A 21,099-nucleotide genomic window follows, 5' to 3' on the forward strand; every position below is an offset into this window, starting at 1 on the left:
AGGAGCCCATGATAACAGAAGGATGGTGCCTTTTGATACGGTTAACGGTAGTCGGTGCATTTTTTTGCTGAGAAACATGCATCATAGTTGACAAAACTAGGCATAAAAATAATGAGCTTTCTATTCTGAAACATACTGATACGTGTTAATTTACTTAAATCCAAGTATCTTTTTTAGGGTTTTCAAATGCTTCTAGTAAATAACGGATATCAACATCAAGGACGCTAGCAATAATCACTAGGTGTTCAACATAAATAGAGAGGGTGCCTGATTCGTATTGAATATAGTTACTCTCAGATATTTTTAATGTAGCGGCCATGGTCATTGTCGAAATATGTCGGGAAGTACGTAACTGCTTAATGTATTTACCTAAAGAGATACCTCTAGATTTTGATGATTTCATGAGTGTTTATTCCAATCATAGTATTTAATAACTATTATCAGATATAAAATAGGTAATTCAATAGTCATTTTCTGGTAAATAGGGCCGATTTAAATTGATAATGAATATAAAAGAAATTTAATTTCATTAAATAATAAAAATAGTGACAAGTTAACTTAAAAAATATCTAATTTAGATATTTACAGATATTAAAACTAGAAATATTTACATAATCTTTCGATTTTATATCTTTAAACAAAAGTAAGCAAATGTACTCAAATAATGAAAATCTTAATTGGGAGTTGGTGAAATATCAATTGAAAGGGCTATGTTTATTATATTAGCCCATCTAAATACACGATAAAAACGCTCAAGTCGTTATATAAAAAAGGACTCAGCGCCTCACCCCGATTTTTTATTTAAAGCTAACTCAACGGCTTTGTTTGCATGTAATGCCGTTGTATCAAATATAGGTACGGAGGTATCGTGCTGATCAACAAGCAACGTAATTTCAGTACATCCTAGAATAATCCCTTCAGCACCTTGTTCTATCAATGATGTCATAACTCTTTGATATTGTTTTTTTGATTGATGATTAATTTTTCCTAAGCAAAGCTCTTGATAAATAATATCATGAATAACTTTCCTGTCTTCATCTGTAGGCGTGACCACTGACAGATTATACTTTTCTTGAAGGCGCTGTTTATAAAAAGGTTGTTCCATCGTAAAAGCAGTACCGAGTAAGCCAATTGTTTTTATCCCTGCGGCAACAATATGTTCACCCGTGGCATCCGCAATGTGTAATAACGGTATGTTGGTATTATTTTCTATTTGTTCGGCAACTTTGTGCATTGTGTTAGTACAAAGAACGATAAAATCAGCGCCGGCTTGTTCCACATTTTTACCTGCTTGAGCAAGTAGCTGTCCTGCAAGTTGCCATTGACCTGTTGCTTGTAAATGTTCGATTTCGGCGAAATCGACACTATACAATGCAATTTTAGCTGAGTGTAGGCCACCTAGCTGTTGCTTAATACCTTCATTGAGTTGCTTGTAATAAAGTAGAGTTGATTCCCAACTCATACCTCCGATTAAGCCGATTGTCTTCATGTTATGTTCCTTAATTGTGGTTATTTAAAGGATATACTCGTCATACTTCAAGTTGCAGCGTTGTTGACGACGCTTAGCTAGCTGAGTCACCGTGCTTATCTATGAGCCCCATCTATCTTCACTTGTCGCCTAGCTGCACCTCGAATTATGTTGAGTAGAGTAGCTCCTAATTAACACTAGGAGCTATTATGTATTACTGTTTTACTCCATTTACTGAAGTGAAGTAGGTTTCATCACTGAGCTCAATTCTTTTAGATAAGATCAGCTTTCCATCGATAAATAGTTCTGATTTTACAGGTGATAAACTACGTGCAATATTTATATGGAACTTATTCATTTTATCACCAACTATACGCTTATTATGGAGCTGATAATTTTTTGTTTCACCATCAACAAGTGTGACTCGCAAAAACGTTCCTTTTTTGTTGATAGCATCTGATTGATAAGCCATACCATTAGAACATTCTAAAGCAGGAGCGATAAATCCATTGAGTTTATTCTGAGGATCATAATAGCCAACAAGGGTTACCACTGGAACATTCTGCATCTCAGGTTTTTTACTATATACGAAGTCTGATAGTTCCTCCCAATTTTCCCCATTAGATTTGAAATATATATTTTCCCCAAACCTAAGCTGACTTGTATTGCCATTTATATGTAAATTCATTTGTAAGTGTGAATTTCGAGTGATTTTAATGATTTTTTCTTTATTATTTCCATTTGCATCGGGGACATAAATATTAGGTGTGTAATGTCCATTGTAACTATTTATTTTAATGAGATTAGATCTATCAAAGAAAGTATTCATCTCATCTGTAGTAATATCGGTGTGATCATGTAAATCTACATTCAGTGAAATAGTGTTTTCATCCAAAGGGAGCGCATAGTCTTCCATTTTTTGGGTCTTATCGTTCCATTTTTTATACCCTGTAGTCGAGTCAGCGTAAAATGCTACACCACTTTCAAAGTTTTTTTGGATGATAGCGAGTGACGAAGGTGTATGTAAAGTAAAGTTATTGTATTCAGGATTGTAAGGTGAACCACCAGACATCGCATCTTTGTTCATGGCGTGTTCTAGGTAAGGGGGAGCTACTTCAGTTTCATTTGCTTTTTTCCCTAACTTAACTATTTGACTTTCTTTTTCTTTTCTGAAATTTGGAATGAAAAAATTATTATCTATATCTATACCCCAAGTTGAATTAGGGTTATTCGCAGAAGAATGTATTCCTCCGATAAAGCCCCCATGATAATCATTCAATCCAAATACATGGCCTAATTCATGGCTTACTTCATTACCAATATTATTGGATAACGTTGCAACGGCCATTTTCGGCCATGCTGACCATCCATGAACTTGAACGCCATTCTCCTGATAATTACCAATAGAGGTATGAATAGTCACTTGTCCATAAGGATTGAATGCATTATATTGAGGTGAACTTGAATTATGTCCAAAGTTAGCATGGTTGATCCCATTAGAAACTAATATATCTCCAATATAATATCTAAGTATACCAGTATGCCCATCACCCTTACCAGGCGCTTTATCTGTTAGCCATTCTCCTGTTGGTAACATCACTTGCTTAAAATGAATAGGTTTATATTGTGCTACAGTTAATTCATTGACTGGAATATTCTGAAAATATTGACGATGAATTTCTGGGCTGCTATTAAATGTAAAAATCCCTCTTGGAGGAGTGAGTACTCCCACATCAATGGTATTAATTAATAATTTATTTGGTGCGCCAACTTTAATATCAGACAATAAACCTTGCTTGTTGTTATTTGAAAATTTAAATTTTATTTTTGGTTTTATATATTCTTTAGGAACGGTAATAGACCAACCATTTTCAATATATTGTATCGTTTCTTGAAACTTAGAAATTAAAGGTTCATCTTCATATGTTCTCCAAAAACCAAACGCATCAGCGACAAACAATTTACTTTCATTAGTTTTCAGACTGATACTATTATCACCATAGCGTATATGACTGGTAAAATCCGCCTCAGAGGAAAAGTAGATCTTTTTATTTGCCAATTTAGGGTTTGTCTCTAATGTGAATATATGTCCCCAATTAGCATTATGAGTTGCTATATGAATGTTATCATTTTCAATGAGCATTTGGTTTAGGTAATCAATGTCTCTTGATACTTTTAATATTTCTGTATTAGTGTTTAATTTGATATCAAATTTTTCAGGTATTGAAAAATCAATAGTTCTTTCAATAGGAGATTCGTTGATACTTTCTTCAATGATATACTCTCCTATTACCCAATTTCCATTTTTATTGCTGGTAAATAATTTTTTATCTCCGCTGAAAATATTGGCTCCATGCTCATCATCTCTAATATTGCTGTGAAAGGTGGCTTCAGATGTAAAAAGTATTCTCTTATTGGCATATTGTGTTCCTTTAGGAAGATAGAAATCTCTTGCCCAGCAGCCATCCCACATAGAAATTTTAATTGAATTGTTCTGCTTAATTAAGTCATGAAATCTATTTTTATCATTAGATATTTCTCTGATACCTTGGTTAGTATCAATCGTTAGATCGAAGGTTTCTGGTATTTCCTTTTTATAATTGTTATCTAGTGATTGCTTATCATTGTTATCTAGTACTTGCTTATAGTGATGAGATAGGCGTGCCTCTTCACGTGTGTGCCAATGACCTTGAGCATCACTAACCACCACAAAAGATTGGTGGATAGGTAATTGAATGAATTTATGGTTACGCTTTATTTTTACATTAACATCATCCATAAGAGTCAAGATGATTTTTCTATTCGGGTGATTTTCTAATGCATCTAATGATAACTCAATAGGAGAGCTTTCTGGATACACATCTAATTTTATTATTCTATTTTCACTAAGTGCGCTGTTTAGTGCAGATAAATTATTAACTAATGGAACAAGTTTTTCAGGCGAGTCTATGTGCAGATCAAAAGTCTCTGGTATTGAAAATTCATCAGGTGTTAGAGTAATAAAGTCATATTCCTCACCTGCAATCTGAGGGAGTTTTGACGGCGGTAGAAGTTCAGTTGAATATATTTCATTGCTATTATTATAAATTTTTAGTCCTATATTTTCATTCTGTTTAATTTGCTCGTGCGGTTTGAAAATAACCAGCGTTTTTCGTTCGGAAACAAGATGAGGATGAACATCGCCCTCAATGTGATTGTGCGCAGGAATGATAGTACTCTGAGCAAAAAATACATTTCCTTTAAGATCACCATCAGTATCACTTGGATGGTTGTTTTCATTAAAATAATATGTTTTCCCCACTCGTTTTTTATATTCTAATAATAATGAATTATAGTATTTTTTATCGTTATCAATATTCAAAGTTGAGTGGTTTTCCATTGTGTCATTTTCTGGCGCACTTAGGGTTTTTAGATTATTATCTACAAGGTTATGTTGAATATCGGTTGGTTGATTTTGAAAAATACCGATTGAACAAATTAGCATATAAATCCTTTTTATTGTTTAAATTATGGTTAATTGGCCAATCCAATTGACTCGAAAACATGATATAGAAAATAAAATTAATAATAAGTAATTTATTTAACAGTTAATCTTAATTTTTCAATTTAAAAGTGAATTACTATCTTTTTAATTAATATGAAGAATGAAATTGAAATTTCAAATGATCCTGCATATGAAAAACCCACGTTAGCTTTAGTGATCCTTTAGCCTTTAACATTTATTTACTATAAGAAATTCGTGACCAACCTAACACTTTTTGAGTGCTTTTCCCCTGATTTCGTTATCAGTACAACAAAAATAAAATTTTCATATAACAAAATTTGGAATATATGTTTCATTGATGTATATCTATGTTATCGCCTTGTTAAGAGATTGGCGAAAGGTCGACACAACACACATTTATGATCAGTGGGAAGGGCAAAATGAAGAAAATCATGAAATTAACCGCGCTGGTTGCAGTTCTTGGGCTAACAACTCATGCGATGGCTAAAAACGAACAAATCGTTTTTAGTCCACCTACATTGGCAAGCCCATTTGAAGTTCATATGCAAAAATCTGCTGTAAAAACAGCTAAAGAGCTTGATGTCAATATTCAAGTTTTAGATGGTCAAGGCAGTTCGCCTAAGCAGGTTGCCGATATTGAAAATGCAATTACTCGTGGAGCTCAAGGTTTTATTGTCTCACCAAATGACGTCAATGCAATTGCTGACGCGGTTGTTGAAATTCAGAATGCAGGATTACCGGTAGTGACACTCGATAGAACCATTAACGCGCAGAAGCCTGTACCACACTTTGGGGCAAATAATTACAAAGGGGGTTATGCCATTGCTGAGTATGTTAAACAGCAATTTCCTGATGGCGCTGATCTTATTTTAATTACAGGGCAACCAGGCTCATCTTCAAATATTGAACGCACCAAAGGTATTAGAGATAGCTTAAAAGAAGGTGGCAGCAAGTACCGTTTAGTTGCTGATCAAAATGGTAACTGGATGCGAGCAGAAGGAATGCGCATCACAGAAAGTTTACTGCCTTCATTACCTAAGAAACCTGATGTAATTTTATCTGCTAACGATGACATGGCTCTTGGTGCTATTGAAGCGCTGAGTGCGCAAGGCTTCAAACCGGGTGAAGTGTTAGTGACTGGTTTTGATGCAGGCCCCGAAGCTTTAGGTCGTATTAAAGAAGGGTGGATGGCAGTCACTGCTGATCAACGTGCGGGTTATGCAGTAAAAACAGCAATGGGGCAACTGGTGGATAATATTCGTGATAAGAAAGAAATCACAGGTGCAGATTATGCTCCCACCATTATTAGTAAAGACAACCTCGATCAAGCAGAGCGTATTGGTGAATTGAAATAATTTCAGGGCTAAAGAGGGATAAATGCGCTGTTATTCCTCTTTATTAGCAACACCTCTGTTTTCCTGAAAAGGAGTTTTTATGTCAGAGCCACTACTTAAAATTACAAATTTAGCGAAAAGCTTTTCAGGGATCTGGGCATTGAGTCAAGCCCAAATGACGGTAATGCCGGGGGAGGTACATGCTTTATTGGGGGAAAATGGTGCCGGTAAATCAACGTTTTTAAAGGCTTTAGCGGGTGCTCAACCGCAAACTAGTGGTGATATTTGGTTTAATGGTGAGATGCTTTCAGTGACTGATTCCCCTGTTATTCGTCAACAAAAAGGGATCATTACGATTTATCAAGAGTTTAATCTACTGCCCAATATGACTGTGGCTGAAAATATGTTTTTAGGGCGTGAAGCGCTGAAAATGCATTGGATGGTTAATGAAAAGGTGCTTAATCAAGAAGCAAAAGCCATTCTTGACTATTTACAGCTTGCTATTTCGCCTACAACACAAGTCGCACGTTTGAGTGTTGCACAACAGCAAATGATTGAAATTGCTAGAGCATTAACACTGAATGCTAAATTAATTGTAATGGATGAACCTTCAGCGGCATTAAGCGATGTTGAGGTAGAAAGCTTACATCGTGTTGTTCGAGAATTAAAAAAACGTGGAGTTAGCGTTATTTATGTCACTCACCGTTTGCATGAAGTTTTCCAAATTTGTGACAAATTTACGGTATTTCAAGACGGACGATATACAGGCTCAGGGAATGTTGCTGATACATCGGTACAGGAAATCATTCGTATGATGGTTGGTCGCAACGTTATTTTTGAACGACGCCCTGCAAGTGAAACGTATCATCGCGATAAGCCTATTCGTTTATCGATTAAACATTTATATAAAGAAAAACCACCGCTCGACCCACATGGTATTGCATTGCATGATATCAATTTTGATGTTCACGAAGGGGAAATTTTAGGTATTGCGGGGCTAATGGGAGCAGGGAGGACGGAAGTTGCTCGTTGTTTATTTGGTGCTGACAAATATACATCGGGGGAATTTACCCTTGATGGCCAACCTTACCAACCAACAACACCGATGAATGCCCTAGATAAAGGGATTGCACTCGTTCCTGAAGATCGCAAAAAAGAAGGGGCGGCTTTAGGGTTATCAATTCGTTATAACTTGTCTCTATCGGCTTTATCTCAGCTGTTAAAAATGGGATGGATGGTGGATACCAATAAAGAAAACACATTAATCGAAAGTTATAAGCAAGCCTTGCAAATCAAAATGGCAAGTAGTGAACAGGAAGTGCGTAAGTTATCAGGAGGCAATCAACAAAAGGTGATCCTTGCACGCTGCATGGCGATGAACCCTAAAGTGTTGATTGTTGATGAACCTACACGAGGTATTGATGTAGGAACTAAATCTGAAGTACATCAAGTTATTTTTGAAATGGCTAAAAAAGGCGTTGCCGTTATTGTTATCTCCTCTGATTTACCTGAAGTTATGGCGATTTCAGATCGGATCATTACCTTAAGTGAAGGGCGCCTGACCGGCGAAATTTTAGGCGATGATGCCACCGAGGAAAAACTAATGATGATGATGGCAATTTGCCATCAAAACTCAACCATCGAAACTGCCGTGTAAGAGAGGTTTATATGCTACAACAACAATCTTCTACGGCAGCTGGCCGTAATAAAATTGATTTTATTGCATTTTTTGAGCGTTTTGGCGTGTTAATTTTTATGGTGTTATTGGTGTTATTTTTCCAAACACAAAATAGTAATTTTCTGACAGAACGTAATGTGACCAATATTTTAACCGAAGTTTCAATTTATGGAATTATGGCGGTTGGGATGACATTGGTTATCTTGACCGCAGGGATCGATTTATCTGTTGGTTCAATACTTGCAGTTAGCGCTATGACGGCGGCCTTTATTATTAAAGGCGACAATCTAGTTGGTTTAGATGCAAATGCATGGGGTGGAATGAGCTGGCTCGTTGGTCTCGCAATTTGTCTAGCAGTCGGTACAGGTATTGGTTTCCTACAAGGACTTGGCATCACTCGTTTGAATATACCCCCTTTCATTGTGACTTTAGGTGGTATGACCATTTGGCGTGGATTGACGTTAGTGATTAATGATGGCGCACCTATTTCTGGTTTTGATGCAGGCTATCGTTGGTGGGGTCGTGGCGAGTTACTGGGGATTTCTGTCCCGATTTGGATTTTTGCTATTGTTGCCCTGATTGGCTATTTTGCATTACATAAAAGTCGTTGGGGACGCTTTGTGTACGCGGTCGGAAGTAATCAGGAAGCAGCTCGATTAGCTGGGGTCAACGTAAAACGAGTGTTGGTAAGCGTTTATGTTGTGATTGGCTGCTTAGCTGGCTTGGCTGGATTTGTGCTAAGTGCACGTTTAGGAAGTGCTGAAGCAGTTGCTGGTATGACATTTGAGCTACGCGTGATTGCCTCTGTTGTTATTGGTGGAACATCACTGATGGGAGGATATGGGCGTATTGGTGGAACGATCATTGGCTCAATTATTATGGGTATATTAATTAATGGATTAGTCTTAATGAATGTTTCAGCTTATTATCAGCAAATAATCACTGGGTTGATTATTATCTTAGCCGTTGCATTTGATACTTATGCTAAAAACCGTCGTGGTGCACATTAAAATAGTGAATTTTTGTATCAACACCTTCTTTTTATAGGAAGGTGTTTTTTCATATAATATATATTATAATTGTTTTATGTGGTAATTAGTTTGATGGTTTAATTATTTTTTATTGCTGCTATACTATTATCGTTATTTTCTTTAGATGAAAAGAAAATAATCCATGTGGTCACACTGGCTATATTTTTGATGTTCAGCCTATTGTTGAATTAAAATACTTAGTTTAGGAGTCGATAAAATGGTAAGTAATAATGCAGCACGTCGCTTGTTAGGTATGCCTTATAAGTTGAGCCGTTCTAAGAAAAATCTACGTGTATCGATTGTGGCAAAAGAAAATGCCTCGTCAGAATTACCCGATGATTTAAAAAATAAATCAGTTGTTGCTGCACTAAAAAATAAAGCGACAGAAAAGAAAACATATCATTCAACTACAGTTTTCTATCCTGAATACGTTATTAGTTAATTGAATGTGAGTTTGCCCTTTAGTCAGTATGACTGGAGGGCATATACGAGTCATACTTCAAGTTGCAGTATTTTTCGTTAAGGTCTATGGTGGCTTTATTTATTTTGTACCTAGCTGTATTTTTAATTCTTTAGAAAACACAGTAAAATGCTAATTTATTTTCATCTTAAATTATTTAACCTACCTAAAAGTCATTTCTGTTTTTTATCTCAATTCAAAACTATTTTTTGAAGATATTCATCCATCGGCTGTAACTAAGAGTGTTGCTAATTTGTGACAGAGATAGCTAGTGGCTTTTCTACAAATCAAGCACAATATTGAGATATTTCCGATGAAAGAAACGCTAGTAACTTGGTTACAGTGTTTTTTTATAAAAATAAAAATTGGGTAGGGATCCCTGCTAATGAATTTCAAATGTTTGATTTTATGTTTATGTCTGATGGTTGTTACGGGTTGTTCAACGGGCTTCAAAAAGGATGAAGAAAGTAATAGATTAAAATTTAGTATCCAGCAAGCAAACACGATACCGATTAAAGAGTCAGTTGAGGTATTGGCAGTATCCGATATGCTACCCGGAGATATCTTATTATCTTCTGCTACAGGGCTTAATTCATGGGGTATCCGATTATTTAGTATTAGTGGCGTTAGCCATGCCTCAATATATTTAGGTGCAGGAGAGGTGGCTGAATCTGTTGGTAGTGGGGTAAGAATTATTCCACTCGATCAAGCGATTTCAGATTCAAACAATATGGTAGTGTTACGCCAATCCGGTTTAACATCGATGCATGCGAATAAATTACGTGAATTTTCTGTACAGAATGATGGTGGTAAGTATAACTATAAAGGCATCGTAATGATTGCCCCTTGGATGCTGACTAAGCGTGTCTGTGAGTTACCTTTAATTGGACAAGCCATACGTAACTTTTGCTTGAAAACATTGGCTAGCGTGCAACTCGGTAGTGATGTTGACCAAGCAAATGGCTTTTTTTGTTCACAGTTTGTCTTAGATGCCTATAAATATGCAGGTATGCCATTGTTTGAAGGAAACTCAGCTTGGATCACTCCTGCGGATATCCTGCATATGCGAACCGATGATGTACCAACATTTATGCCTACTCATCGGTTGAGCTATGTGGGGCATTTGAAATCGTGGAGTTTCTCGAGCGCAATTCGAAAAAAATAATATTTTTTATCAATAGGTTGGGATTAGAGATAAAAAAAAGGCCAACTCAAAGTGGTTGGCCTGCTAAAACTGGAAGCAATGTGAGCAATGTCGTTAACGAAAACTTGAGTAAATTACTCAGGTATTCGTTAGGTAAAAGATAACCATTCTCATTTAATAAATCAACCCTTTTTTATCAGTTAATGGTAATTTTAATCGAATAAGTACACTCTATATAAGTAACATCTACAAATTCAATTGGTTGAATGCTATTTTATCATCTTGCTAAGATAACATTTGGCGCCAAATAACCGGTTTTTAAAGTGGGGGCTTGGCTATAATTACCAACATTTTCTTCTAAATTCATCATATAGGAGCCAGTCTTTAATGGGAAAACTACGAATTGGTATTGTGGGGCTAGGTTCGATTGCGCAAAAAGCGTATTTGCCAGTATTAAGTAAAACTGAAAGTTGGCAATTGGTTGGTGCTTTTTCCCCTAACCAAATCAAAGCAAAAGTGGTATGTGATAGTTACCGGATCCCTTTATATTCTGATCTTAAACAATTAGCATCACAATGTGATGCGATCTTTGTGCATAGCAGTACGTCGAGTCATTTTGAGGTTATTCATACGTTATTATCAGCAGGGGTGCATGTATATGTTGATAAGCCACTCGCTGAAACACTTTCTCAATCAGAGCAACTGATTGATTTCGCCAAAAAACAAAAACTGTCATTAATGGTAGGCTTTAATCGCCGTTTTTCACCTTTTTATCAAGCACTCAAACACGAGCTCAATCAGGTTGCATCATTGCGTATGGAAAAACATCGTAGCAACAGTGTAGGGCCAAACGATGTACGTTTTACATTACTAGATGATTATTTGCATGTGGTTGATACGGCGGTGTGGTTGGCGGGTGGTCAGGCAAAAATACAAAGTGGCAGTATTATTGCTACCGAAAAACAGGAATTGTTTTATGCGGAGCACCACTTGTTAGTCAATGACTGTTGGGTGACGACATCGATGCATCGGCGAGCAGGGAGCCAACAAGAACAGGTTATTGCAACCTGTGATGGTGGAATTTACCAAGTAACAAATATGAATCAGTGGCTAAGTGAAGACCAATTAGGAATAAAACAAAAGCAGCCATCAAGTTGGGATTCTATTTTAGTCCAAAGAGGCTTTGATGGTGCGATCCGTCATTTTATTGAATCGGTGAGTCATCAAACCGAGCCTGATATTTGTGGCGAACAAGCTATTTATGCACAACAATTAATTGAGAAGTTTTTGGCTTAAATAAAGGTAGGCAATATGATTAATGCTGCTGAAGATACAGAAGTTTTATTTGTGGCTGGCTTTGGTCCAATAACACGAGACTTGCTGGAGAGTCGCGATTTTTACCAAACGACACTTGGTTTGCCTTTGAAAGAGATGGAAGGGAATAGCGGCTATTTGACCTGTGAAGAGGAACAATTAGGTGGTGTTAATCATTTTGCATTATGGCCGCTTTCTCAAGCGGCTCTATCTTGTTTTCAGCAAGATCATTGGCCGGAACAGTACTGCATTCCTCAAAGTTGGATTGAATTTGAGGTCGCAAATTTATCTAAGGCTACCCAAAACTTTGTCGACAAAGGTTACTCTTTGTTGATTAATCAGCGTATGGAGCCTTGGGGGCAAACTGTCACTCGTTTATTGAGCCCCGAAGGTATGTTGGTTGGTTTAACAATTACACCTTGGTTAAGGGAATAGTTAGAAATTTTATTGTGAGAGATCTCATTTATTTGTTTGTTGGCGAGATATTTTTACATAACCGTATATAATTCTTCTATTAACTTATGCTCAAAATAATTCTATTTTCTATCAGGAGGGGTTATGTATAAAACAATTTTGGTTCCTATAGATTTAACTGAAGATGAACTGACCAGCAAAGCTGTTCGTCATGCAGTTAATTTAGCTAAACAATCAGGGGCAAAACTGCATTTAATCCATGTACTGCCTATTTCTTCTGCAATTATTAATGCTTATGCGTTGGGATATATGGAAATCAAAGACCGCGCAACAGTAAAAGCTGAGGAAGATATGAAAATGTTAGTGGATTCTATTGATTTGCCGCTTTCTGATGTGAACTACACAATTACATTTGGCTCACCTCGTGATGAAGTGATTAATACCGCAAAAGAGATTAACGCTGATATTATTGTGATTGGTTCACGCCGCCCAAATATCACTACCCACCTTTTAGGCTCAACAGCAGCAGGTATTGTTCGCTACGCTGAAACCTCTGTATTAGTGGTGCGTTAACAGTCTAAATCAACCTATCTGTCTTTCAGATAGGTTTTTAAATACTGAATTATCAAATCAAAATAGTCTTTTTACGATTGTTTTTTTGTTTTCTTTTATTTCAACCTATTTAAGCTATTGAATGTTATAGTTCAGCGTATTGAACTTTATTTCATAAGGGAAAGTGAGCTTATTTATGGAGAAATTTTCAAAAGAAGTGATCCGCATTGAGCACTTTATACTAAGGGTACTGCGTTTTTATTGCTTGGCGCTATTGGTTTTTTTTCTTGGATTATTACCGGGCATGATTGGTTTCTATTTTATTGAAGGGCACTCTTTGACGGAGTCGATGCTCAATGCATTATCCATGTTAAGTGGCCAAGAAATAGAACCTGCACCCATAACCCAAGGTGGGCGTTTTTTTATCGCTATTTATGGCTTATTTTTGCAGAGTGTATTTATCATTAGCATTGGCTTAATTGTGACACCGTTTATCCATCGCATTTTGCATAAATGGCATTTAGAAGAAGATTAGTATTTTGATGAAATTGTGAACTAGCTTTAACAAATCGTCATATAGTTCACAGCAGTTTGATTTTATTGAGACTATACTTTAGGAAATAAGCACGCTTACATGTTAATGGGGGTATTATATGTATAATAAAATTTTGGTTCCTGTCGATATTTCTGAAGATGTTTTGACCGATAAAGCGTTGAAACATGCTATTTATTTGGCTAAAGCATCAGGAGCAAAAATACATCTTTTTCACTCAGTACCCGATGTGTCAAGATTTTCGATGAGCTACAGCTACCATTATGATCTTTTATCTTCCTTTGCCAAAAAAGCGGTTGAACGTTCAGAAGAGCAGCTAAAAGAAATTATTGCCAAGATTGATTACCCGCATGAAGATATTACCTACAAAGTCGCGTTTGGTTCACCTCGAGATAAAGTATTGTCTGAAGCAGAGGAAATTGGTGCAGACCTCATTGTGATTGGTTCTCGTAACCCAAGTATTACGACCCATTTATTAGGTTCAAATGCGTCAGGTATTGTTTCGTACGCGAAAATTTCTGTGCTGGTGGTGAGATAATAAAATATATGCTCTAAATAATTTGAGGTGCAGCTAGGCGACAAGTGAATGAGCCGCTAGGAGCGTACATAAGTATGTGACTGGCGCGAGTGAGCACAGTCACTTATACCTTAACGAAAAGCGCTGCAACTTGAAGTAAGACGAGTATAAGTAAGGTCAGTGTATCACTGACCTTATGGCTTGAATTTTGAATTAAGCAAAATAAGGTGAGATAGACAGGAGAGGCGGTTATTTACCTTCAACAGCTTCTTTCGCTTTTTGGATTGCTTGAATACCTTGTTCACAAGCTTGCTCTTGCGCATCTTCTGGGTAATCAGCTAATGCTTTTTTAGCGTCGGCTAATTGTTGTTTCATTTCAGCGATGCGCTCTTTAACATCAGGCTCGCTTTTATATTGTTCTTCTGCTTGTTTAACAAGTCCATTCATTTCTTGAAAATATGTATCACAATTTTTTCCTGCATTTGCGCCAAATGCAGTTAATGTAACAACCATCCCTAAAACAATCGGCAGTAATTTTTTCATAATTTATTCGCTTTTTTGACGTAACAATAGTGCGAGAATAGCATTCCATATTAAAAAAGACACCACCCACAGTAAGCATATTTTCTACAGTGCGGATTTTTTTCTACACATTAGGATTTATCTGCTCACTTTATCGTCTTTTTACAACATAAATGAATAGCACAAAACACCTAAATATAAATGAGAATCATTATTGACCTTATGGTGATTAAAAGTGTACATTTAAGTACACTTTTAATCGAGAGGAAATATCATGATGCCGCATAAAACCATTATTAATACGGTTGAATGGCCTGTTTGTGTGATCAATTCGTTCCCTGAAACAATGGATGAAACACGTCAATGGTTAGAGGAAATGGATTTACTATTGGCAAGAAGATTGAAATTTGCCCTAATTTATCCTCCAGTAAAAAAGCCAAAAGGTAAACCAACAGCAGAACATATGGAATCAATGAAATATGTTCGTCGCTGGTTGAAACATGCGAGAGAACCAATGATAGAGCATTGCCGCGCTATGTTGATTACATTGCAGCCTAACGGCAGTGATAAAACAGAAATGGAAGAAATGGCGCCTTTACTTTCTAATCTGTACGGGCCTGAGGTGTTTGTCGAGAGCGATATTGCCGCCGCAAAACAACGAGCAACGGCTTTAGTGACTAAATAAATTTACCGACTAATTTGGCGAATATAGCTGGCAATAATATCTACAGAAAGCGAAATTTGTTGAGTAATAAATTCATCACTAGGTTGGAAATCGGCAACACAGAAGGTGGTAATAAAGACATCTGCTTTTAGCATTTCTAAGAAACGTGATGAGATACTGAGTAATGTTTTTTCATTAATGTTCACTTCAGGTAACTCAAGAAGTTTTTCTGTTAATAAACGATAACTACGTACAGGGCCTTGTTCAAAAAAGGCCTGACTGATCTCTGGAAAACGATTATATTCACCGAGGATCAGACGATATAAGCCGATGGATTGCGGCTTAATTACATTCAGTAAAAATCTAGCGCCATAAAAAGATAAAACAGACTCGATGGTTTGAGGTGTCGGTGGGGTGGTTTCATGGTCACTGAATATATCGTCAATCATGGTTTCAATAACGGCAGCAAATAACCCTTCTTTATCACCAAAATTTTTATACAAGGTGGAGCGTGATCCGCCTGCACGTTCAATAATCATATCCAGCGTTGTTCCTTCAAAACCATATTGAATGAAAATCTCAGAGGCCGCAGTGATTAATGCTTTATTGCGGCGTTGTCCTTTAGGCGTTTTGGCCTGAATTGGGGTATTCATGCAATATTGTTCCTAGCATTATGATTTATTTAATGATTAATTCTAACTAATGATTATCATGAAAGACAATGTAGATGATGATTAATCATGCTTAACCTGCAAGAGATCATGATCCAGACTATTATTTTTCTCTATGATGTCGATAAATATTATCACGTTTGAACTATTATCTGAATGATTGCTGTTTTAGTGAAAAGGGGGCGATTGATGAAAGAGTGCGCGATTGATGAGGAGCATGATAATAATGCTATTTCAAACAGCCAAAGAGAAATTACGCGTCTATGCATTGAATGTGGTCTGCTATTGTTGCAGCATGGTGCAGAAAGTATGTTGGTGGAGCAACTCACAACTCGCTTAGGCATTGCTCTGGGAGCAGATCAAGTTGATAGTGCAATCTCTTCGAACTCATTAGTCTTAACAACGATTATTAATGGACATTGTCTGACATCAACCCGAAGAATTATTGATCGCGGTATTAATATGCATGTTGTGACTGAAGTACAACATGCTGTTATTTTAGTTGAACATCATTTATTAGATCGTAAGCAATTACAGAAAAAACTGTCTTCAATAAAACCGTTGCGCTATCCACGTTGGATGATGGTTTTGATGGTGGCTTTATCTTGCGCCTGCTTTAGTAAACTCAATGGTGGTGGTTGGGATGGTTCCTTAGTGACTTTTATCGCGAGCGGTTGCGCGATGTATATCCGGCAAGTGCTTACATCTCGGCAAATGAACCCATTGATCAACTTTTGTATTACGGCATTTGTTGCAACGTCAGTTTCCGGTTTGCTATTGAAACTCCCTTATTTTGCACCCACAGCCAGTATTTCAATGGCTGCGAGTGTATTGCTGTTGGTTCCAGGTTTCCCTTTAATTAATGCGGTTGCGGATATGTTTAAAGGGCATGTCAATACCGGTCTTGCGCGTTGGACAATGGCAAGTTTATTAACATTAGCAACCTGTATTGGCGTTGTAATTGCGATGGCTGTTTGGAATTTAAGGGAGTGGGCATGAATTTTTTATTGGCTCTCTTAGAGGATATGTTTCTAGCAGCAATTCCAGCTGTTGGCTTTGCGATGGTATTTAATGTACCAGTTAAGGCATTAAAATATTGTGCTTTACTCGGTGCAATAGGCCATGGCTCGCGTATGACGATGATGACATTAGGTTTAAATATTGAATGGGCGAGCTTTATTGCTGCGATCCTTGTTGGAGCGATAGGTATTCAGTGGTCAAGATCATGGTTGGCTCATCCAAAAGTCTTTACAGTAGCCGCTGTAATCCCTATGTTTCCAGGGATCAGTGCTTATGTAGCGATGATATCAGTAGTGAAAATTTCTCATCTAGGATACACCCCTGAGCTATTTGAAACCTTAGTCACTAATTTCTTAAGAGCATCGTTTATTGTGGGTGCATTATCCATTGGTTTATCTCTGCCTGGGTTATGGCTATATCGTAAACGGCCAAGTGTATAATGAGGTTAATCTGTGGATAATTATTAATAACTGACCTTAAACGATATATAGCTATTTAATTAGGCAATGCCATAAGTTATTCGATTAATTAGTAAACAAGAACTGTGATTAATTAAAATTTTCATCATTATAGGATTGCTTTAACATGCCATCATGGTGGATTGAAGAGTACGTATTGGTGATAAATAGGCTGTTTTTAATATTCATCAATAGCAAAAAAGCTTATATTTAACCGCGATTCTGCCATAAGAAAAATTGCAGTATATTACAGGATGCATTAATGCATTCCGGTTACTTGTTTATTATTAGTGGTGCTACTTTGAATAAATTATTCACTTTTTTGTGCTCTAAATGGGCACTTTCGTTTTTTATATTGTTGTTTACTTCCCCACTTATTGCAGCGCCAAGTGATTTTAATGAAGCGAAGGTGCGGAGTAAAACCAAAGTTTATATGGATCAAACTCATCAAGGCGAAGGAACACTGTATTGCGGTTGTGATTGGAGTTGGGTTGGTAAAAGTGGTGGTCGAGTTGACCTAGCATCCTGCGGCTATCAAGTTCGCAAACAACAGGCCCGCGCAGAAAGGATTGAATGGGAGCATATTGTTCCTGCATGGGTATTTGGTCATCAAAGACAATGTTGGCAACAAGGCGGGCGTAAAAATTGTATCGCAACTGATGCTATTTTCCGCAAAATGGAAGCTAATATGCATAATTTAGCTCCCTCAATTGGTGAGGTAAATGGCGATCGAAGTAACTTTAGCTACGGGCAACTCGCTGATAATGTGGAATATCCTTATGGCCAGTGCCGTAGCCGCGTTGATTTTAAGCAGCGTGTGTTTGAGCCTCGTGATGAAGTAAAGGGGCAGGTTGCACGTGTGTATTTCTATATGTATGACCGTTATAACCTTTCTATGTCGCGTCAGCAGGAACAGTTATTGATGGTCTGGGATAAAAAATATCCACCGAGTCAATGGGAAAAATTGCGTGATCAGCGAGTTGCGGCACAAATGGGGCATCACAATCCTTTTGTAACAGGAGAGGCATCATGGCAACTTGGTCACAAAAATAGTGCTCAGGGGCTTAAACTTGATAGCGATGTTTCATCTGTAGAAGTGGAAGTAGCGCCAGAAGTGCAGCCTATGGAAGAGATTGTACAGGTTAAAGGAAATCGTAACTCCCACAAATATCACCTATCACATTGTTCTGGTTTCAAAACAACATCAGAAAAAAATTCTGTGATGTTTACAGATGAATTAGCGGCTCAAGCAGCAGGTTATCAATTAGCAGGTAACTGCAAACCATAAATTGATCCCCAGTATTGTTTTATCAATGCTGGGTTTTTATATTATCTTAATTATTAATGAATTAAGCTCAAATATTATGCAGTGAGGAGAGCCTTACTAATTTAATTCAGGTATAAATGCAAAAATATATCATTATAAGTGTTAAATTATTGTTGCAATCAAAAGAAATTCAGCGCTATAGTCTTTTTAAGGGACAAGCGTAACACCATAAGAGTTAACAGATTTAACTTTTTGGTGTTTTGTCATAATAGTGTCATAGAAATTCATTAGTTTACGGGTATAGCCTAGCAGGGAGGAACTAATGGGAACTAAGTCTTTGTTTATATGCTCACAAGACCGGTTACTATTCCATCATGAAATTGTCATGGTGAGATGAGTAACCGGTTTTTTTATTGCATGTTCAACTAACACGAGCTTGAAGGGAGCTCCTCTCTGTTCTGAATAGTCCGTCATTTGAATTGACTTCAACGATACCTGGAAGGGTTAATACTATGAGTAGACAGAAAGCTGCAACAAAGACACGCCGTGAAATGAAACGTTCATTACGTAAAGAACGCGCAGGTCGTTACGAAATGGCAAGTGTGACTTCCTTTGCTGATTTTACTGGTATTGAGCCAATCGGAATGGCGAAAGAACGGCGAGATAACTCGCCAATCGCTCCTCGTAATGACGCGCAAAAACTCTACATCAACTCGATTAAACATAAACAATTAATTTTCGCAAATGGTGAAGCTGGCTGTGGCAAAACCTTTATCAGCACCGCTCTTGCTGCAGATGCGTTAATTAATAAAGACATCAATAAAATCATTGTCACACGTCCTGTCTTGCAGGCAGAAGAGGATCTCGGTTTTCTTCCTGGCGATATGGCCGAAAAGTTTGCACCCTATTTTCGACCTGTTTATGACGTCTTAGTGAAAAGGTTGGGGAACTCCTTTTTACAATACTGTCTGCGACCTGAGATAGCTAAGGTTGAAATTGCACCGTTTGCCTATATGCGTGGCCGCACATTTGAAAATGCAATTGTGATATTAGATGAAGCACAAAATGTGACTGTCACACAAATGAAAATGTTCTTAACGCGTTTAGGGGAGAATGTCACCGTTATCGTTAATGGTGATGTCACGCAATGTGATTTACCTGAAGGTGTCACATCTGGCTTAGCCGATGCATTGCAACGTTTTAGTAGTGATGAGATGGTGGCCATGATCAACTTTACTGTTGATGATTGCGTTCGTTCAACACTTTGCCATCGTGCATTGCTCGCCTATAGTTAATCATCAAATCCCTTCTAAGCCCCAGCTTGCTGGGGCCATTCCAATCACTAATGATGCAGCATTTCATGTACCACTTGTTCATCATTGAGTGAATAAGGGTAATAAGTTGGCCAATTATCCATTTGTTGTAATAGTTTTTCTTGAGATTCATTGCCCATATAGAGATGAAAATGCCCAGAAACCTGTGGCTCGATAATATGATCGCTAAATTGAATATATTTAGGGGCTTTTGATGCCGGATCTTGGCAATCAAATAAGTAGCGGACACCTTTTTTACCCGAAGTATAATGAAGGATTTTATAGCCTGAATAATGGTAAGTACAGCTGTGGTTTTTTCCGTTCTGGCTAAATTCAATCAGGTTATTTTCAATACTTATACTATCAACATCTGTTGCATAACCTTTTTTATAATACGTACGATACTCTTCAACCGTTTTGTCTTTATTTGTTTTGGCTTTTTTTTCTAATACAGGATCCAGTTTACCATTTAATAAAAGTGGGTTAACGGACTCCCATATTCCATCCCAATCACTCAGTTTTCTATCTTTCACATCTGCATCATCAAAAATACCTTTACTGGCCTGGATGGCTTTTTCAGATTGAGGATGAACATGACTGTGGGCAAAAACAGTAAAACTGGCAAGTAATGCACTAGCGCTCAATGCGATCGTAGCGAGTGACTTGTTATTCATCGATGGCTTCCTTCAGAGGTTAACGAGCTTGAGTGTTATGTTATAATATAACACAAAGAGGAATGCAAAAGATTATTTGGAATGGGAAGATGATTGTTCAGGAAGAACACAATAATGGTTTGAAAATTCAATAAAGATATGACCCATTTGTAGATCATACCTTTAGGACAAAGTGAAACGATTAATACCTTGGTTTGCTGATTTGCTGTTCTCTATAGATGCTTTGGTTTTGCTTAATGCTATCTAAGACGCTATCTCCATATGGATCGATTTTAGGAGGAATACGTTTTTGTTGATTTTGGGGTGAGCCAGAGCAACCTACAATGGTGATGGTAAATATCATCAATAAAATTAAGCGCATAACTTATTCCTTGAAATAAAATCTACCATAAAGCAAATGTTTAAGATTTGAAAACAATAAATATAGGATAACGTTAATGAATTGAATGCTAAGGATATATACAAACAATCATTATTATTCAAATGATTATTTAGAATATATATAACTTAAGCAGCCAATCTGAAAGCACTCTAACTAAG

General features: G+C 37.1%; 22 protein-coding genes. 15 read left to right on the plus strand and 7 right to left on the minus strand.

The window, feature by feature from the left end:
- Positions 1–154: 154 nt before the first annotated feature.
- The 3 genes from AC3Z9T_RS11340 to AC3Z9T_RS11350 all read right to left on the minus strand — a co-directional run bounded on the left by AC3Z9T_RS11340 (position 155) and on the right by AC3Z9T_RS11350 (position 4,952).
- Entirely contained in the window at positions 155–403 is a 249-nt protein-coding gene (locus tag AC3Z9T_RS11340) for a helix-turn-helix domain-containing protein (protein ID WP_490126225.1), read from the minus strand.
- A gap of 381 nt (positions 404–784) precedes the next feature.
- Complete coding sequence (locus AC3Z9T_RS11345; protein ID WP_490126226.1) at positions 785–1,489, minus strand: aspartate/glutamate racemase family protein; 705 nt, start codon at positions 1,487–1,489, stop codon at positions 785–787.
- Between the two features lie 193 nt (positions 1,490–1,682).
- On the minus strand, positions 1,683–4,952 hold the full coding sequence (locus tag AC3Z9T_RS11350) for a M66 family metalloprotease (protein WP_490126227.1): 3,270 nt from the start codon (positions 4,950–4,952) through the stop codon (positions 1,683–1,685).
- Between the two features lie 452 nt (positions 4,953–5,404).
- Between AC3Z9T_RS11350 and AC3Z9T_RS11355 the strand changes: the two genes are divergently transcribed.
- The 10 genes from AC3Z9T_RS11355 to AC3Z9T_RS11400 all read left to right on the plus strand — a co-directional run bounded on the left by AC3Z9T_RS11355 (position 5,405) and on the right by AC3Z9T_RS11400 (position 13,991).
- Positions 5,405–6,328 (plus strand): substrate-binding domain-containing protein, encoded by a 924-nt coding sequence (locus tag AC3Z9T_RS11355; RefSeq protein WP_490126283.1) that lies wholly within the window; start codon positions 5,405–5,407, stop codon positions 6,326–6,328.
- Between the two features lie 79 nt (positions 6,329–6,407).
- A complete protein-coding gene (locus AC3Z9T_RS11360; RefSeq protein WP_490126228.1) occupies positions 6,408–7,964 on the plus strand; it encodes a sugar ABC transporter ATP-binding protein in 1,557 nt (518 codons plus the stop codon).
- 11 nt (positions 7,965–7,975) lie between these two features.
- A complete protein-coding gene (locus tag AC3Z9T_RS11365) occupies positions 7,976–8,995 on the plus strand; it encodes an ABC transporter permease (protein ID WP_490126229.1) in 1,020 nt (339 codons plus the stop codon).
- A gap of 238 nt (positions 8,996–9,233) precedes the next feature.
- Positions 9,234–9,458: a stationary-phase-induced ribosome-associated protein gene (gene sra / locus AC3Z9T_RS11370; RefSeq protein ID WP_490126230.1), complete on the plus strand. Its 225-nt coding sequence runs from the start codon at positions 9,234–9,236 to the stop codon at positions 9,456–9,458.
- A gap of 403 nt (positions 9,459–9,861) precedes the next feature.
- Entirely contained in the window at positions 9,862–10,641 is a 780-nt protein-coding gene (locus AC3Z9T_RS11375; RefSeq protein WP_490126231.1) for a YaeF family permuted papain-like enzyme, read from the plus strand.
- A gap of 366 nt (positions 10,642–11,007) precedes the next feature.
- On the plus strand, positions 11,008–11,916 hold the full coding sequence (locus AC3Z9T_RS11380) for a Gfo/Idh/MocA family protein (RefSeq protein ID WP_490126232.1): 909 nt from the start codon (positions 11,008–11,010) through the stop codon (positions 11,914–11,916).
- Between the two features lie 15 nt (positions 11,917–11,931).
- The gene (locus tag AC3Z9T_RS11385; protein WP_490126233.1) at positions 11,932–12,369 is read left to right on the plus strand and encodes a VOC family protein; all 438 of its coding nucleotides are present in this window, start codon (positions 11,932–11,934) and stop codon (positions 12,367–12,369) included.
- 123 nt (positions 12,370–12,492) lie between these two features.
- Positions 12,493–12,921, plus strand: a complete 429-nt coding sequence (locus AC3Z9T_RS11390; RefSeq protein WP_490126234.1) for a universal stress protein — start codon at positions 12,493–12,495, stop codon at positions 12,919–12,921.
- A gap of 175 nt (positions 12,922–13,096) precedes the next feature.
- Complete coding sequence (locus AC3Z9T_RS11395; protein WP_490126235.1) at positions 13,097–13,435, plus strand: hypothetical protein; 339 nt, start codon at positions 13,097–13,099, stop codon at positions 13,433–13,435.
- A gap of 118 nt (positions 13,436–13,553) precedes the next feature.
- Entirely contained in the window at positions 13,554–13,991 is a 438-nt protein-coding gene (locus tag AC3Z9T_RS11400) for a universal stress protein (RefSeq protein WP_490126236.1), read from the plus strand.
- 228 nt (positions 13,992–14,219) lie between these two features.
- Here the strand turns inward: AC3Z9T_RS11400 and AC3Z9T_RS11405 are convergent, their stop codons facing one another.
- Complete coding sequence (locus AC3Z9T_RS11405) at positions 14,220–14,513, minus strand: DUF5339 family protein (protein ID WP_490126237.1); 294 nt, start codon at positions 14,511–14,513, stop codon at positions 14,220–14,222.
- Between the two features lie 253 nt (positions 14,514–14,766).
- On the opposite strand from AC3Z9T_RS11405, the gene AC3Z9T_RS11410 reads away from it, so the two are divergent.
- Positions 14,767–15,177, plus strand: a complete 411-nt coding sequence (locus AC3Z9T_RS11410; protein WP_490126238.1) for a hypothetical protein — start codon at positions 14,767–14,769, stop codon at positions 15,175–15,177.
- A gap of 2 nt (positions 15,178–15,179) precedes the next feature.
- Here the strand turns inward: AC3Z9T_RS11410 and AC3Z9T_RS11415 are convergent, their stop codons facing one another.
- Entirely contained in the window at positions 15,180–15,809 is a 630-nt protein-coding gene (locus AC3Z9T_RS11415; RefSeq protein WP_490126239.1) for a TetR/AcrR family transcriptional regulator, read from the minus strand.
- Positions 15,810–16,016: 207 nt separating this feature from the next.
- Between AC3Z9T_RS11415 and AC3Z9T_RS11420 the strand changes: the two genes are divergently transcribed.
- The 4 genes from AC3Z9T_RS11420 (at position 16,017) to phoH (ending at position 19,867) form a co-directional block, all read left to right on the plus strand.
- A complete protein-coding gene (locus tag AC3Z9T_RS11420; protein ID WP_490126240.1) occupies positions 16,017–16,826 on the plus strand; it encodes a threonine/serine exporter family protein in 810 nt (269 codons plus the stop codon).
- Positions 16,823–17,287: a threonine/serine exporter gene (locus AC3Z9T_RS11425; RefSeq protein ID WP_490126241.1), complete on the plus strand. Its 465-nt coding sequence runs from the start codon at positions 16,823–16,825 to the stop codon at positions 17,285–17,287. The genes AC3Z9T_RS11420 and AC3Z9T_RS11425 overlap by 4 nt, the downstream gene beginning before the upstream one ends.
- 280 nt (positions 17,288–17,567) lie before the next feature.
- Positions 17,568–18,593, plus strand: a complete 1,026-nt coding sequence (locus AC3Z9T_RS11430) for an endonuclease (protein WP_490126242.1) — start codon at positions 17,568–17,570, stop codon at positions 18,591–18,593.
- A 491-nt stretch (positions 18,594–19,084) separates the two neighbouring features.
- Positions 19,085–19,867 (plus strand): phosphate starvation-inducible protein PhoH, encoded by a 783-nt coding sequence (gene phoH, locus AC3Z9T_RS11435; RefSeq protein ID WP_490126243.1) that lies wholly within the window; start codon positions 19,085–19,087, stop codon positions 19,865–19,867.
- A 47-nt stretch (positions 19,868–19,914) separates the two neighbouring features.
- Here the strand turns inward: phoH and zinT are convergent, their stop codons facing one another.
- Positions 19,915–20,559, minus strand: coding sequence for a metal-binding protein ZinT (gene zinT / locus AC3Z9T_RS11440; RefSeq protein ID WP_490126244.1), 645 nt, complete (start codon positions 20,557–20,559; stop codon positions 19,915–19,917).
- Positions 20,560–20,740: 181 nt separating this feature from the next.
- The gene (locus AC3Z9T_RS11445; protein ID WP_490126245.1) at positions 20,741–20,920 is read right to left on the minus strand and encodes a hypothetical protein; all 180 of its coding nucleotides are present in this window, start codon (positions 20,918–20,920) and stop codon (positions 20,741–20,743) included.
- Between the last annotated feature and the right edge of the window lie 179 nt (positions 20,921–21,099).

It is taken from the genome of Providencia sp. 6390 (assembly GCF_058148425.1).

What these genes read in the sequence shown, in the direction of transcription:
- AC3Z9T_RS11445 (WP_490126245.1), bottom strand. Translation starts at nt 20,920, where the DNA reads ATGCGCTTAATTTTATTGATGATATTTACCATCACCATTGTAGGTTGC.
- AC3Z9T_RS11345 (WP_490126226.1), bottom strand. Translation starts at nt 1,489, where the DNA reads ATGAAGACAATCGGCTTAATCGGAGGTATGAGTTGGGAATCAACTCTA.
- AC3Z9T_RS11400 (WP_490126236.1), top strand. Translation starts at nt 13,554, where the DNA reads ATGTATAATAAAATTTTGGTTCCTGTCGATATTTCTGAAGATGTTTTG.
- AC3Z9T_RS11350 (WP_490126227.1), bottom strand. Translation starts at nt 4,952, where the DNA reads ATGCTAATTTGTTCAATCGGTATTTTTCAAAATCAACCAACCGATATT.
- AC3Z9T_RS11405 (WP_490126237.1), bottom strand. Translation starts at nt 14,513, where the DNA reads ATGAAAAAATTACTGCCGATTGTTTTAGGGATGGTTGTTACATTAACT.
- zinT (WP_490126244.1), bottom strand. Translation starts at nt 20,559, where the DNA reads ATGAATAACAAGTCACTCGCTACGATCGCATTGAGCGCTAGTGCATTA.
- sra (WP_490126230.1), top strand. Translation starts at nt 9,234, where the DNA reads ATGGTAAGTAATAATGCAGCACGTCGCTTGTTAGGTATGCCTTATAAG.
- AC3Z9T_RS11390 (WP_490126234.1), top strand. Translation starts at nt 12,493, where the DNA reads ATGTATAAAACAATTTTGGTTCCTATAGATTTAACTGAAGATGAACTG.
- AC3Z9T_RS11430 (WP_490126242.1), top strand. Translation starts at nt 17,568, where the DNA reads ATGCATTCCGGTTACTTGTTTATTATTAGTGGTGCTACTTTGAATAAA.
- AC3Z9T_RS11360 (WP_490126228.1), top strand. Translation starts at nt 6,408, where the DNA reads ATGTCAGAGCCACTACTTAAAATTACAAATTTAGCGAAAAGCTTTTCA.
- AC3Z9T_RS11340 (WP_490126225.1), bottom strand. Translation starts at nt 403, where the DNA reads ATGAAATCATCAAAATCTAGAGGTATCTCTTTAGGTAAATACATTAAG.
- AC3Z9T_RS11425 (WP_490126241.1), top strand. Translation starts at nt 16,823, where the DNA reads ATGAATTTTTTATTGGCTCTCTTAGAGGATATGTTTCTAGCAGCAATT.
- AC3Z9T_RS11385 (WP_490126233.1), top strand. Translation starts at nt 11,932, where the DNA reads ATGATTAATGCTGCTGAAGATACAGAAGTTTTATTTGTGGCTGGCTTT.
- AC3Z9T_RS11420 (WP_490126240.1), top strand. Translation starts at nt 16,017, where the DNA reads ATGAAAGAGTGCGCGATTGATGAGGAGCATGATAATAATGCTATTTCA.
- AC3Z9T_RS11355 (WP_490126283.1), top strand. Translation starts at nt 5,405, where the DNA reads ATGAAATTAACCGCGCTGGTTGCAGTTCTTGGGCTAACAACTCATGCG.
- AC3Z9T_RS11365 (WP_490126229.1), top strand. Translation starts at nt 7,976, where the DNA reads ATGCTACAACAACAATCTTCTACGGCAGCTGGCCGTAATAAAATTGAT.
- AC3Z9T_RS11375 (WP_490126231.1), top strand. Translation starts at nt 9,862, where the DNA reads ATGAATTTCAAATGTTTGATTTTATGTTTATGTCTGATGGTTGTTACG.
- phoH (WP_490126243.1), top strand. Translation starts at nt 19,085, where the DNA reads ATGAGTAGACAGAAAGCTGCAACAAAGACACGCCGTGAAATGAAACGT.
- AC3Z9T_RS11380 (WP_490126232.1), top strand. Translation starts at nt 11,008, where the DNA reads ATGGGAAAACTACGAATTGGTATTGTGGGGCTAGGTTCGATTGCGCAA.
- AC3Z9T_RS11415 (WP_490126239.1), bottom strand. Translation starts at nt 15,809, where the DNA reads ATGAATACCCCAATTCAGGCCAAAACGCCTAAAGGACAACGCCGCAAT.
- AC3Z9T_RS11395 (WP_490126235.1), top strand. Translation starts at nt 13,097, where the DNA reads ATGGAGAAATTTTCAAAAGAAGTGATCCGCATTGAGCACTTTATACTA.
- AC3Z9T_RS11410 (WP_490126238.1), top strand. Translation starts at nt 14,767, where the DNA reads ATGATGCCGCATAAAACCATTATTAATACGGTTGAATGGCCTGTTTGT.